Source organism: Actinoplanes couchii, assembly GCF_016862075.1.
In the GTDB taxonomy this organism is placed as follows: Bacteria; Actinomycetota; Actinomycetes; order Mycobacteriales; family Micromonosporaceae; genus Actinoplanes; species Actinoplanes couchii.
In genome coordinates, this window is record NZ_BOMG01000056.1 from 37,485 (window position 1) to 49,856 (window position 12,372).

The 12,372-nt window shown below is 66.0% G+C and carries 20 protein-coding genes; all 20 read right to left on the bottom strand.

The window, feature by feature from the left end; all coding sequences use genetic code 11:
* Positions 1-7: 7 nt before the first annotated feature.
* On the bottom strand, positions 8-415 hold the full coding sequence (rpsH, locus tag Aco03nite_RS22555) for a 30S ribosomal protein S8 (RefSeq protein WP_092548783.1): 408 nt from the start codon (positions 413-415) through the stop codon (positions 8-10).
* Between the two features lie 119 nt (positions 416-534).
* Positions 535-720, bottom strand: coding sequence for a type Z 30S ribosomal protein S14 (locus Aco03nite_RS22560; protein ID WP_014440734.1), 186 nt, complete (start codon positions 718-720; stop codon positions 535-537).
* A gap of 1 nt (position 721) precedes the next feature.
* Complete coding sequence (rplE, locus tag Aco03nite_RS22565) at positions 722-1,291, bottom strand: 50S ribosomal protein L5 (RefSeq protein ID WP_203797587.1); 570 nt, start codon at positions 1,289-1,291, stop codon at positions 722-724.
* Positions 1,291-1,611: a 50S ribosomal protein L24 gene (gene rplX, locus Aco03nite_RS22570; protein WP_203797768.1), complete on the bottom strand. Its 321-nt coding sequence runs from the start codon at positions 1,609-1,611 to the stop codon at positions 1,291-1,293. The genes rplE and rplX overlap by 1 nt, the downstream gene beginning before the upstream one ends.
* Positions 1,608-1,976: a 50S ribosomal protein L14 gene (gene rplN, locus Aco03nite_RS22575; protein ID WP_007465279.1), complete on the bottom strand. Its 369-nt coding sequence runs from the start codon at positions 1,974-1,976 to the stop codon at positions 1,608-1,610. The genes rplX and rplN overlap by 4 nt, the downstream gene beginning before the upstream one ends.
* A 94-nt stretch (positions 1,977-2,070) precedes the next feature.
* On the bottom strand, positions 2,071-2,343 hold the full coding sequence (gene rpsQ / locus Aco03nite_RS22580) for a 30S ribosomal protein S17 (RefSeq protein WP_092548791.1): 273 nt from the start codon (positions 2,341-2,343) through the stop codon (positions 2,071-2,073).
* Entirely contained in the window at positions 2,340-2,573 is a 234-nt protein-coding gene (gene rpmC / locus Aco03nite_RS22585; protein ID WP_203797589.1) for a 50S ribosomal protein L29, read from the bottom strand. The genes rpsQ and rpmC overlap by 4 nt, the downstream gene beginning before the upstream one ends.
* Positions 2,573-2,998, bottom strand: a complete 426-nt coding sequence (rplP, locus tag Aco03nite_RS22590) for a 50S ribosomal protein L16 (RefSeq protein WP_014687763.1) — start codon at positions 2,996-2,998, stop codon at positions 2,573-2,575. Before rplP ends, rpmC begins: the two co-directional genes overlap by 1 nt.
* A 3-nt stretch (positions 2,999-3,001) precedes the next feature.
* The gene (gene rpsC, locus Aco03nite_RS22595) at positions 3,002-3,829 is read right to left on the bottom strand and encodes a 30S ribosomal protein S3 (RefSeq protein WP_203797590.1); all 828 of its coding nucleotides are present in this window, start codon (positions 3,827-3,829) and stop codon (positions 3,002-3,004) included.
* On the bottom strand, positions 3,829-4,272 hold the full coding sequence (gene rplV / locus Aco03nite_RS22600) for a 50S ribosomal protein L22 (protein ID WP_203797591.1): 444 nt from the start codon (positions 4,270-4,272) through the stop codon (positions 3,829-3,831). Before rplV ends, rpsC begins: the two co-directional genes overlap by 1 nt.
* A gap of 37 nt (positions 4,273-4,309) precedes the next feature.
* A complete protein-coding gene (gene rpsS, locus Aco03nite_RS22605; RefSeq protein WP_092548802.1) occupies positions 4,310-4,591 on the bottom strand; it encodes a 30S ribosomal protein S19 in 282 nt (93 codons plus the stop codon).
* Positions 4,592-4,604: 13 nt separating this feature from the next.
* Positions 4,605-5,444 carry a 50S ribosomal protein L2 gene (gene rplB, locus Aco03nite_RS22610; RefSeq protein WP_089292870.1) on the bottom strand — a complete coding sequence of 280 codons (840 nt, stop codon included), beginning with the start codon at positions 5,442-5,444 and terminating at the stop codon, positions 4,605-4,607.
* A 14-nt stretch (positions 5,445-5,458) separates the two neighbouring features.
* Complete coding sequence (gene rplW / locus Aco03nite_RS22615) at positions 5,459-5,761, bottom strand: 50S ribosomal protein L23 (protein WP_203797592.1); 303 nt, start codon at positions 5,759-5,761, stop codon at positions 5,459-5,461.
* Positions 5,758-6,405, bottom strand: coding sequence for a 50S ribosomal protein L4 (gene rplD, locus Aco03nite_RS22620; RefSeq protein ID WP_203797593.1), 648 nt, complete (start codon positions 6,403-6,405; stop codon positions 5,758-5,760). The genes rplW and rplD overlap by 4 nt, the downstream gene beginning before the upstream one ends.
* Positions 6,402-7,052: a 50S ribosomal protein L3 gene (gene rplC / locus Aco03nite_RS22625; RefSeq protein WP_203797594.1), complete on the bottom strand. Its 651-nt coding sequence runs from the start codon at positions 7,050-7,052 to the stop codon at positions 6,402-6,404. Before rplC ends, rplD begins: the two co-directional genes overlap by 4 nt.
* Before the next feature lie 10 nt (positions 7,053-7,062).
* Positions 7,063-7,371 carry a 30S ribosomal protein S10 gene (gene rpsJ, locus Aco03nite_RS22630; RefSeq protein WP_007073037.1) on the bottom strand — a complete coding sequence of 103 codons (309 nt, stop codon included), beginning with the start codon at positions 7,369-7,371 and terminating at the stop codon, positions 7,063-7,065.
* 392 nt (positions 7,372-7,763) lie between these two features.
* Positions 7,764-8,957: an elongation factor Tu gene (gene tuf / locus Aco03nite_RS22635; RefSeq protein WP_203797596.1), complete on the bottom strand. Its 1,194-nt coding sequence runs from the start codon at positions 8,955-8,957 to the stop codon at positions 7,764-7,766.
* Between the two features lie 117 nt (positions 8,958-9,074).
* Positions 9,075-11,171 (bottom strand): elongation factor G, encoded by a 2,097-nt coding sequence (gene fusA / locus Aco03nite_RS22640; protein WP_310381368.1) that lies wholly within the window; start codon positions 11,169-11,171, stop codon positions 9,075-9,077.
* 85 nt (positions 11,172-11,256) lie between these two features.
* Positions 11,257-11,730 carry a 30S ribosomal protein S7 gene (rpsG, locus tag Aco03nite_RS22645; protein ID WP_203797600.1) on the bottom strand — a complete coding sequence of 158 codons (474 nt, stop codon included), beginning with the start codon at positions 11,728-11,730 and terminating at the stop codon, positions 11,257-11,259.
* 1 nt (position 11,731) lies between these two features.
* A complete protein-coding gene (gene rpsL / locus Aco03nite_RS22650) occupies positions 11,732-12,106 on the bottom strand; it encodes a 30S ribosomal protein S12 (protein ID WP_014440718.1) in 375 nt (124 codons plus the stop codon).
* Positions 12,107-12,372 lie beyond the last annotated feature (266 nt).

A 12,372-nucleotide genomic window follows, 5' to 3' on the forward strand; every position in this document is an offset into this window, starting at 1 on the left:
TCTCCAGTTACCAGACGAAGGCGAGGACTTCCCCGCCAACGCTCCGCTTGCGGGCCTGCTTGTCGGTCAGCAGTCCCTGGGACGTCGAAATGATCGCGACACCGAGACCACCGAGCACGCGGGGCAGCTCGTCGGACTTGGCGTAAACCCGCAGGCCGGGCTTCGAGACGCGCTTGATGCCGGCGAGGCTGCGCTCGCGACTCTGGCCGTACTTGAGCTCAACGACCAGACGCTTGCCGACCGCGCCCTCCTCGGGCTCCTCAGACGTCCACGACGCGATGTAACCCTCGGCCTTGAGGACCTCGGCGATGTTCGCCTTGATCTTCGAGTACGGCATGGTCACCTTGTCGTGGTACGCCTGGTTGGCGTTGCGCAGACGCGTCAGCATGTCTGCGATCGGGTCCGTCATCGTCATGGGTATTCGTCAACCTTTCTCGCCGGGGTTCCCGAGCTGGGCTCAGGCCTACGGCGAAGCGGCATTACATTCGGGTCCGCCTGGTGGCCCGCCGTGAAGGCGGGCCAAAAGGACGGAAGTTACCAGGAGGCCTTGGACACGCCGGGGAGCTCGCCACGGTGGGCCATGTCCCGCACGCAAACGCGGCAGAGGCCGAACTTGCGGTAGACCGAGTGCGGGCGACCGCACTTCTGGCAGCGGGTGTAGGCACGCACGGCGAACTTGGGCTTCGCGGCCGCCTTGATGATCAGCGCCTTCTTAGCCATATCAGTTCTCCTTGAACGGGAAGCCCAGGTGCTTCAGCAGCGCCCGGCCCTCGTCGTCGGTCGTCGCGGTCGTGACCACGGTGATGTCCATGCCCCGCGGACGGTCGATCTTGTCCTGATCGATCTCGTGGAACACCGACTGCTCGGTCAGACCGAACGTGTAGTTACCGTGGCCGTCCAGCTTCCGCCCGTCCAGACCGCGGAAGTCACGGATACGCGGCAGCGAGATCGACAGCAGCCGGTCCAGGAACTCCCACATCCGGTCGCCGCGGAGGGTGACCTTCGCGCCGATCGGCATGCCCTCACGCAGCTTGAACTGCGCGATGGACTTGGTCGCCCGACGGACCAGCGGCTTCTGGCCGGTGATCGTGGTCAGGTCCCGGACCGCGCCGTCGATCAGCTTGGCATCCCGGGCGGCCTCGCCGACACCCATGTTGACCACGATCTTGACCAGACCGGGGACCTGCATCGGGTTGCCGTACTTGAACTGCTCCTGGACGGCCGCAATGACCTCGGAGCGGTACTTCTGCTTGAGACGCGGCAGCGTCTTAGGCTCGGTAGCGGCAGTCATCAGAGTTCCTTACCGGTCGTACGCGCGATCCGGACCTTGTTGCCGTTCTCGTCAATCTTGTAACCGATGCGAGTCGGCTTGCCGTCCCCGTCCACCACCTGCACGTTCGAGATGTGGATGGCGGCTTCCTGGGTGACGATGCCACCGGTCTTCGAACCGCGCTGGTTCGTGCGGATACGCTCGTGCTTCTTGATCCGGTTGACGCCCTCGACCAGGACCTTGTCCCGCGTCGGGTAGGCCGCGATGACCTTACCCTTGGCGCCCTTGTCCTTACCGGCGATGACGACGACCGTGTCGCCCTTCTTGATCTTCACGGTCAGAGCACCTCCGGCGCCAGGCTGATGATCTTCATGAACCGCTTGTCGCGCAGCTCGCGCCCGACCGGGCCGAAGATGCGGGTACCGCGGGGGTCCCCGCCGTCCTTGATGATGACGGCGGCGTTCTCGTCGAAGCGGATGTACGAGCCGTCCGGACGGCGCCGCTCCTTGGCGGTGCGAACGACGACCGCCTTGACGACGTCGCCCTTCTTCACACCCGCACCCGGAATGGCGTCCTTGACCGTGGCCACGATGACGTCGCCGATGCTCGCGTAACGGCGACCGGAGCCACCGAGCACCCGGATGCACAGGATTTCCCGGGCACCCGTGTTGTCCGCGACGCGCAGTCGCGACTCCTGCTGGATCACGTCTGTCTCCTATGTCTGCCAGTTCTCCGGGTCAGCGACCCGAAGCTTGGCGGAACGATGGTCCGCTGGGCCGGCCGGAGCCGGCCCAGCGCACTCACTTGGCCTTTTCGAGGATCTCCACGATGCGCCACCGCTTGGTGGCGGAGAGCGGACGGGTCTCCATGATCGAAACCCGGTCGCCGACTCCCGCAGCGTTCTGCTCGTCGTGGACCTTCAGCTTCCGCGTACGGCGGATGACCTTGCCGTACAGGGCGTGCTTGACCCGGTCCTCGACCTCGACAACGACGGTCTTGTCCATCTTGTCGCTGACCACGAGACCGTCACGCACCTTGCGCTGAGCGCGCGGAGCGGTGGTGTTCTCACTCATGCCGTCACCTCGTCCGGCGCGACCGAGAGACCGAGCTCCCGCTCCCGCATGATCGTGTAGATCTTCGCGATGTCCTTGCGGACGACCTGGAGCCGACGGTGATTGTCGAGCTGCCCGGTCGCACGCTGCACACGAAGGTTGAACAGCTCCGCCTTGGCTTCCTTGAGCTTCGCGACCAGTTCCTCTTCAGGAAGCTCGCGGAGCTCAGCGGCCTTAACGCCGGTGGCCATCAGCTTTCACCCACTTCGCGCGTCACGATGCGGCACTTCATCGGGAGCTTGTGGATCGCGCGGCGCATCGCCTCACGCGCGACCGTCTCGTTCGGGAAGGACATCTCGAAGAGAATCCGACCCGGCTTGACGTTCGCCACCCACCACTCGGGAGAACCCTTACCGGAACCCATGCGGGTTTCGGCCGGCTTCTTGGTCAGGGCCTGGTCCGGGAAGATCGAGATCCAGACCTTGCCGCCACGCTTGATGTGACGGGTCATGGCGATACGTGCCGACTCGATCTGACGGTTGGTCACGTACGCCGGCTCGAGAGCCTGGATACCGAACTCACCGAAGACGACCCGGTTGCCACCCTTGGACGCGCCGTGGCGGTCCGGGTGGTGCGGCTTACGGAAGCCCTTCGGGGGCTTACGGGGCATCAGCACAGGTCAGCCCTCCTGCTGCTTTTCAGCCGCAGCCGGAGCAGCGGCGGTGTCATCGGCGGTCGCCGCGGCCTGAGCGGCCCGGCCGGCCTCGGTGCCGCCCGCGGTCGTGCCGGACGAACCGGAACGGCCACGACGCGGACGCTCGGGACGGTCGGCCCGGTCCCGGCGCGGACGCGCGGGCGCCTCGGGGGCGACCTCGCGACCCGGAACGGCGTCGCCCTTGTAGATCCAGACCTTCACACCGATCCGGCCGAACGTGGTACGGGCCTCGAAGAAGCCGTACTCGATGTTCGCGCGGAGCGTGTGCAGCGGAACGCGACCCTCACGGTAGAACTCCGTGCGGCTCATCTCCGCGCCACCGAGGCGGCCGGAGACCTGCACCCGGATGCCCTTGCAGACCGGGTTCTTCATGGCCGACTGCATGGCCTTGCGCATCGCGCGGCGGAAGCTGACCCGGGAGGACAGCTGCTCCGCGACACCCTGCGCGACCAGCTGAGCGTCCGACTCGGGGCTCTTGACCTCGAGGATGTTCAGCTGGACCTGCTTGCCGGTGAGCTTCTCGAGCTCGCCGCGGATCCGGTCGGCCTCCGCACCCTTACGGCCGATGACGATGCCCGGCCGGGCGGTGTGGATGTCGACCCGGACCCGGTCGCGGGTCCGCTCGATGTCGACCTTGGAGATGCCGGCGCGCTCGAGGCCCTTGGACATCATGCGGCGGATCTTGACATCCTCGCCGATGTAGTCCTTGTAGAGCTTGTCGGCGAACCAACGGCTCCGCCAGTCAGTCGAGATGCCGAGACGGAACCCGGTGGGGTGAACCTTCTGACCCATTACTCGGCACCCTCCGTGCTCTGGGACTCGGCCTTCGGCGCGGCCGGCTTGGCCGCTGCCTTCTTCGCCGGGCGGGCCGTCTGGACCGCCTCGACCGCGATGGTGATGTGACTCGTGCGCTTGCGGATCCGGTACGCCCGGCCCTGCGCCCGCGGACGGAACCGCTTGAGCGTGGGGCCCTCGTCGACGAACGCCTCGCTGACGAGGAGAGCGTCGGCGTCGAGCCGCTCGTTGTTCTCCGCGTTCGCGATGGCGCTGGCAAGCACCTTGTAGACCTGCTCGCTGGCGGCCTGCGGCGCGAACTGCAGAACGACCAGCGCCTCCTTCGCGGGCAGACCACGAACGAGGTTGATCACCCGGCGCGCCTTGTTCGGCGAGATGCGCACGTGCCGCGCAACCGCCCGCGCGCCCGGAAGCACCGGAGCGTCGCCCTTAACTGGCATCGCTGTAGCTCCTAATTCCTCTGAATCGTGTATCTGCTTAGCGACGACGGCTCTTGCGGTCGTCCTTCTCGTGACCCTTGAACGTACGGGTCAGAGCGAACTCGCCGAGCTTGTGCCCGACCATCGCCTCACTGATGAACACCGGGACGTGCTTGCGGCCGTCGTGCACCGCGATGGTGTGACCCAGCATGTCGGGGATGATGGTCGAACGCCGAGACCAGGTCTTGATGACGTTCTTCGAGTTCTTCTCGTTCTGGACTTCCACCTTCTTGAGCAGGTGGTCGTCGATGAACGGGCCCTTCTTCAGGCTGCGAGGCATCTTTTAACTCCCGTTACCCGCGCTTGCGGGTGGCGTAGCGGCGGCGAACAATCAGCTTGTCGCTCTCCTGGCCCTTGCGGCGGGTACGGCCCTCCGGCTTACCAGCCGGGTTGACCGGGTGACGACCACCGGAGGTCTTACCCTCACCACCACCGTGCGGGTGGTCGACAGGGTTCATGGCCACACCACGGACGGTCGGGCGCTTGCCCTTCCACCGCATACGGCCGGCCTTACCCCAGTTGATGTTCGACTGCTCGGCGTTGCCGATCTCGCCGACCGTCGCGCGGCAGCGGATGTCGACGCGCCGGATCTCACCGGACGGCATACGCAGCGTGGCGTAGGCACCTTCACGGCCGAGCAGCTGGATGCCGACGCCGGCCGAACGGGCCAGCTTGGCGCCACCGCCGGGACGAAGCTCCACACCGTGGACCGTCGTACCGACCGGGATGTTGCGCAGGGGAAGGTTGTTCCCCGGCTTGATGTCCGCGCCCACACCGGACTCGATGCGGTCGCCCTGCTTCAGGTCCTTCGGCGCGAGGATGTAGCGCTTCTCACCGTCGGCGTAGTGCAGCAGAGCGATGCGGGAGGTGCGGTTGGGGTCGTACTCGATGTGAGCGACCTTGGCCGGCACGCCGTCCTTGTCGTTCCGCTTGAAGTCGATCAGCCGGTACTGCCGCTTGTGGCCACCGCCCTGGTGCCGGGTGGTGATCCGGCCGTGGACGTTGCGGCCACCCTTCTTGGGCAGCGGAACCAGCAGAGACTTCTCCGGCGTCGACCGGGTGATCTCAGCGAAGTCGGCGACGCTGGAGCCACGACGGCCCGGCGTGGTCGGCTTGTACTTACGGATTGCCATGATTCACAAACCCCTTAGCTGACCGGGCCGCCGAAGGCCTCGATGCGGTCACCGTCAGCCAGCTTCACCATGGCGCGCTTGGTCGCCTTGCGCTGACCCCAACCGGTCTTGGTGCGCTTGCGCTTGCCCTCGCGGTTCGCCGTGTTGACGGACAGCACGCGGACGTTGAAGATCTGCTGGATCGCGATCTTGATCTGGGTCTTGTTCGCGGCCGGGCTGACCTCGAACGTGTACCAGTTCTGGTCGAGAACGCTGTAGCTCTTCTCGGAGACCACCGGGGCGACGATGATGTCGCGCGGGTCGGCGATCGTGCTCACTTGTCGCCCTCCTCGGACTTCTCGGTCCCGCCGAGGAACTCGTCGAGCGCGACCTTCGTGAAGACCACCTCGTCGGCGACCAGCACGTCGTAAGTGTTGAGCTGGCCGGCCTCGATGAGGTGCACGGACGGCTCGTTGCGCAGCGAAACCCAGTTCAGCTCGTCCTGGCTGTCCAGAACGACCAGGACCTTGGTGGTCTGGGCGACCTTGCGCAGGGTCGCGATCGCGGCCTTCGTCGACGGCTTCTCGCCGGTGACGAACGACTCGACCACGAACACGCGGCCGTCACGGGCCCGGTCGGAGAGGGCGCCACGCAGAGCGGCGGCCTTCATCTTCTTGGGGGTCCGCTGGCTGTAGTCACGCGGCACGGGACCGTGCACGACGCCACCACCGGTGAACTGCGGCGCGCGGATCGAGCCCTGACGGGCGCGACCGGTGCCCTTCTGCTTGTACGGCTTCTTGCCACCGCCGGCGACCTCGCCGCGCGTCTTGGCCTTGTGCGTGCCCTGACGGGCCGCGGCCAGCTGCGCCACGACGACCTGGTGCATCAGCGGGATGTTCGCCTGCACGTCGAAAACGTTCGCGGGCAGGTCGACCGAGCCGGCCTTGGTGCCCTCGGCGTTGATCACGTCAACCGAGCTCACTTGGCACCGCCCTTCTTCGACGCGGAACGAACCAGGATCAGCGCGCCCTTGGGACCGGGCACCGCGCCGCGGACCAGGATCAGGTTGCGCTCGGTGTCGACGGCCTGGATGACCAGGTTCTGCACGGTGAAGCGCTTGCCACCCATGCGACCGGCCATCTTGACGCCCTTGAAGACGCGACCCGGGGTCGCGCAGGCGCCGATCGAGCCGGGCGAGCGGTGCTTACGCTCGACACCGTGGCTGGCCCGGAGACCGTGGAAGCCGTGCCGCTTCATGACACCGGCGTAGCCCTTGCCCTTGGTCTTGCCGGTCACGTCGATCGGCTGGCCGGCGGCGAACGTCTCGGCGGTGACTTCCTGGCCGAGCTCGTACTCGCTGGCGTCAGCCGTGCGGAGCTCCACGAGGTGGCGCCGCGGCGAAACGCCGGCCTTGGCGAACTGGCCGGTCTCCGGCTTGTTCACCTTGCGCGGGTCGATCGCGCCGTAGGCCAGCTGGACAGCGGAGTAGCCGTCCTTCTCATCGGTGCGGACCTGGGTCACGACGCAAGGGCCGGCCTGCACCACGGTTACCGGGACGACCTTGTTGTTGTCCCAGACCTGGGTCATGCCGAGCTTGGCGCCCAGGATCCCCTTAACTTGCCTGTCCATTGTCCGGTCCCTACAGCTTGATCTCGATGTCGACGCCAGCCGGAAGGTCGAGACGCATGAGCGAGTCGACCGTCTTCGGGGTCGGGTCGATGATGTCGATCAGACGCTTGTGCGTGCGCATCTCGAAGTGCTCGCGCGAGTCCTTGTACTTGTGCGGCGAACGGATCACGCAGAAACGGTTGATCTCCGTGGGCAGCGGCACCGGGCCCGCGACCTGCGCCCCGGTACGCGTCACCGTCTCGACGATTTTCCGCGCCGAGGAGTCGACGACCTCGTGGTCATAGGCCTTGAGCCGGATGCGGATCTTCTGTCCCGCCATGGTGGCTTCTGTTTCCTTCTCTCGATGCCGCTACGTGCGGAAGCGGTACCTCCGCATGCCCGCAGGACCGTTGATCCTGCGTTGTCCGACCCCCGCGGTCGGGCGTGTCGCGCCTCTGCTCAGAATGCTGGGCATTCTGCTTCAGCCCCTGCCCCCTGACTGCTGGGGAGGCGCCGATCGCGGGAATCTGGGGGCCGGGCGGCAAATCAAAACACACCCGGACACCCGGCGAGGGTGGGTAACTGTACGAGACAGCTACCCACCCCGCGCGGACGCAACCTGACTAGTATGCCGGATCGATTCCGACATTGCTAATCGGGGTCACCTCTGAGAGTTGCTCACCGCTCCCCGGGAGCCGAAGCTCACGAAAAGCGATCGTGAACATTCTCAGATCAGACGTTGATCTTCGTGACCGTGCCGGCGCCGACGGTGCGGCCACCCTCACGGATCGCGAACTTCAGGCCCTGCTCCATGGCGATCGGCTGGATCAGCTTCACGGACATGGAGGTGGAGTCGCCGGGCATGACCATCTCGGTGCCCTCGGGCAGCGTGACGACGCCGGTGACGTCCGTGGTGCGGAAGTAGAACTGCGGCCGGTAGTTCTGGAAGAACGGCGTGTGCCGGCCACCCTCCTCCTTCGAGAGGATGTAGACCTGGCCCTCGAACTCCGTGTGCGGAGTAGAGGTGCCGGGCTTCACGACGACCATGCCGCGCTCGACGTCCTCGCGCTTGATGCCGCGGAGCAGCAGGCCGACGTTCTCACCCGCGCGGGCCTCGTCGAGCAGCTTGCGGAACATCTCGATGCCGGTGCAAACGGTCTTGGTCGACTTCTCGCGGATACCGACGATCTCGACCTCCTCGTTCGGCTTGAGGATGCCACGCTCGGCGCGACCGGTCACCACGGTGCCACGGCCGGTGATCGTGAAGACGTCCTCGATCGGCATGAGGAACGGCTTCTCGGTCTCACGCTCGGGCTGCGGGATCGCGGTGTCGACCGCGGTCATCAGCTCGAGGAGCTTGCCGGTCCACTCCGGGTCGCCCTCGAGCGCCTTGAGCGCCGAGACGCGGACGACCGGCAGGTCGTCGCCCGGGAACTCGTAGGTGCTGAGCAGCTCGCGGACCTCGAGCTCGACGAGCTCCAGGAGCTCCTCGTCCTCGACCATGTCGCTCTTGTTCAGGGCGACGACGATGTACGGAACGCCGACCTGGCGGGCCAGGAGCACGTGCTCCTTGGTCTGCGGCATCGGGCCGTCGGTCGCGGCAACCACCAGGATCGCGCCGTCCATCTGCGCGGCACCGGTGATCATGTTCTTGATGTAGTCGGCGTGGCCGGGGCAGTCCACGTGCGCGTAGTGACGCGCCGCGGTCTGGTACTCGACGTGCGCGATCGAGATCGTGATACCACGGGCCTTCTCTTCAGGCGCCTTGTCGATCTCGTCGAACGGGGTGTACGGGTTGAGCTCAGGGAACTCGTCGTGCAGGACCTTCGTGATGGCCGCAGTCAGCGTCGTCTTACCGTGGTCGATGTGACCAATGGTGCCGATGTTGACGTGCGGCTTAGTCCGCTCGAACTTCGCCTTCGCCACTGGTGTCCTCCTGTGGACTGATCATTACTTTTGCCCGGCACGCCAGTAAGGCGCTCAGGACTCTGTCGACTGCTAGTGCACGTGCGGCCCTCGACAGGCCGCACGTGCCTCAACGCGTCAGGCGCCGGTGGCCTTAGCGATGATCTCCTTCGCCACGTTCGCGGGAACCTCAGCGTAGGAGTCGAACAGCATGCTGTAGCTAGCCCGGCCGGCAGTCTTCGACCGCAGGTCGCCGACGTAGCCGAACATCTCCGAGAGGGGCACCAGAGCCTGGACGACACGGGCGCCGTGGCGCTCCTCCATCGACTGGATCATGCCACGCCGGGAGTTGAGGTCGCCGATGACGTCACCCATGTTGTCCTCAGGGGTGGTGACCTCAACGGCCATCATCGGCTCGAGCAGCGCGGGGTCGGCCTTGCGGGCCGCTTCCTTCATCGCCATCGAGCCGGCGATCTTGAACGCCATCTCGGACGAGTCGACCTCGTGGTACTGGCCGTCCAGCAGCGTGAACTTGACACCCACCAACGGGTAGCCGGCGAGAACGCCGTACTGGAGGGAGTCCTGCGCACCCGCGTCCACCGAGGGGATGAACTCCCGGGGGATACGGCCACCGGTGACCGCGTTCACGAACTCGTACGTCGGGCCGTCGGCCTCGAGCGTGAGCGGCTCGACCTTGACGATGACCTTCGCGTACTGGCCCGAACCACCGGTCTGCTTCTTGTGGACGTAGTCGAGCTTCTCGACCGTGCCGCGAATGGTCTCGCGGTACGCCACCTGCGGCTTGCCGATGTTGGCCTCGACACCGAACTCGCGGCGCATGCGGTCCACCAGGATGTCCAGGTGGAGCTCGCCCATGCCGGCGATGATGGTCTGGCCGGTCTCCTCGTCGTTGAAGACGCGGAACGTCGGGTCCTCTTCGGCCAGGCGCTGGATAGCGGTGCCCAGCTTCTCCTGGTCCGACTTGGTCTTCGGCTCGATGGCGACCTGGATGACCGGCTCCGGGAAGGTCATCGACTCCAGGATGACCGGCTTGGCCGGGTCGCTGAGCGTGTCACCGGTGGTGGTCTGCTTCAGACCCTGGACGGCGATGATGTCGCCGGCCTGCGCGGTGGCGCGCTCCTCACGCTTGTTCGCGTGCATCTGGTAGATCTTGCCGATGCGCTCTTTCCGGTCCTTGGTGGAGTTGATCACCTGAGTACCGGTCTCGAGCGTCCCGGAGTAGACCCGGACGTACGTGAGCTTGCCGAGGTGCTTGTCGGTCTGGATCTTGAAGGCCAGTGCCGAGAAGGGCTCGTCGTTCGACGGCTTGCGCAGCAGCGGCGTCTCGCCGTCGGTCGCGGTGCCCTGGATGGCCGGGATGTCCAGCGGCGACGGCAGGAACTCGACAACGGCGTCCAGCATCGGCTGCACACCCTTGTTCTTGAACGCCGAGCCACAGAGCACCGGGTTGGCCTTGCTGGCGATCGTGGCGCGCCGGATGGCGGCCCGGACCTCGTCGATCGAGACCTCTTCGCCCTCGAGGTACTTCTCCATCACGGCGTCGTCGACGTCCGCGAGGGTCTCGATGAGCTTCTCGCGCCACTCGGTCGCGGAGGCGACCAGGTCGGCCGGGATCTCCTCGATCGCGTAGTCCTCACCCTTCTGGGTCTCCCCACGCCAGGTGAGCGCGCGCATCTCGATCAGGTCGACGACACCGATGTGGTCACCCTCGAGCCCGATCGGGATCTGGAGGACCAGCGGGGTGGCGTTGAGCCGGTCGATCATCATCTGCACGCAGCGGAAGAAGTCGGCACCGGTCCGGTCGAGCTTGTTGACGAAGCACATCCGGGGGACGTCGTACTTGTCCGCCTGGCGCCAGACGTTCTCGGTCTGGGGCTCCACGCCGGCCACACCGTCGTACACCGCGACCGCACCATCGAGCACACGCAGCGACCGCTCGACCTCGACCGTGAAGTCGACGTGGCCAGGCGTGTCGATGATCTGGATCGTGTGACCCTTCCACTCGCACTTGGTGGCGGCGGAAGTGATGGTGATACCGCGCTCCTGCTCCTGTTCCATCCAGTCCATGACGGCGCCGCCGTCGTGCACTTCACCGATCTTGTACGTGATACCGGTGTAGAACAGGATTCGCTCGGTCGTCGTGGTCTTACCAGCGTCGATGTGCGCCATGATGCCGATGTTGCGTACCTTGGCGAGCGCGTCTGCGGCGGCCACTTCCATCCCTACTTTTCTTCGTCGTCGTCTCGTGGACCGGTACGACTGCCGTGGCCCGGCGGATTGCCGGGCCCGCAGCAGGGTCTTACCAGCGGTAGTGCGCGAAGGCCTTGTTGGACTCCGCCATCTTGTGAGTGTCCTCGCGACGCTTGACAGCGGCACCCAGGCCGTTGCTGGCGTCGAGCAGCTCGTTCTGGAGGCGGTCGATCATGGTCTTCTCGCGGCGGGCCTTGGAGTACTGGACCAGCCAGCGCAGACCGAGAGTGGTCTGACGCGGGGTACGAACCTCGACCGGAACCTGGTAGGTCGCGCCACCGACGCGACGGCTACGGACCTCGAGGGTCGGCTTCACGTTGTCCATGGCGCGCTTGAGGATCACCACGGGGTCGGTGCCGCCGCTCTTCTCGCGGGCACCCTCCAGGGCGCCGTACACGATGCGCTCGGCGAGCTGACGCTTGCCGCCGATCAGGATCTTGTTGACCAGCTGCGTTACCAGCGGGGAGTTGTACACCGGGTCTGCGACCACAGGGTGGCGCGGAGCGGGTCCCTTACGCGGCATGTCAGCTCTTCTCCTTCTTCGCGCCGTAACGGCTGCGGGCCTGCTTGCGGTTGCGGACACCCTGGGTGTCCAGCGAACCACGAACGATCTTGTAGCGGACGCCCGGGAGGTCCTTAACACGACCGCCACGCACGAGCACGATCGAGTGCTCCTGCAGGTTGTGGCCGACGCCCGGGATGTACGCCGTCACCTCGATCTGGCTGCTGAGCTTCACACGAGCGACCTTGCGCAGCGCGGAGTTCGGCTTCTTGGGGGTAGTGGTGTACACGCGCGTGCACACGCCGCGCCGCTGAGGACTTCCCTTCAGCGCCGGCGTCTTCGTCTTGCTCGTCTTCGCCTGGCGGCCCTTGCGGACCAGCTGCTGGATCGTGGGCACCGGGTTTCTCCGCTCCCTTCGGCCGCTCCTGTTTGGCGGCCGCACCGTGTATTTCTGCCTCTGTGTGTGGGCTGCTCTCCGAGGAGGGCCTCCCACACCCGCGGTCGGGCGTGTCGTCCGGCTCACGGTCCCATCACGCGCGAAGGTTCGCGCGCTCCGGCTTTGTCTGTGTCAGGGGCTCGATTCCAGGCCTGTTCTCACCGGCTTGGGACCTAGCTCCCCGTCGTGCTGCTTCATACCCGTCGCACATTCCGAATCGGGCGCAC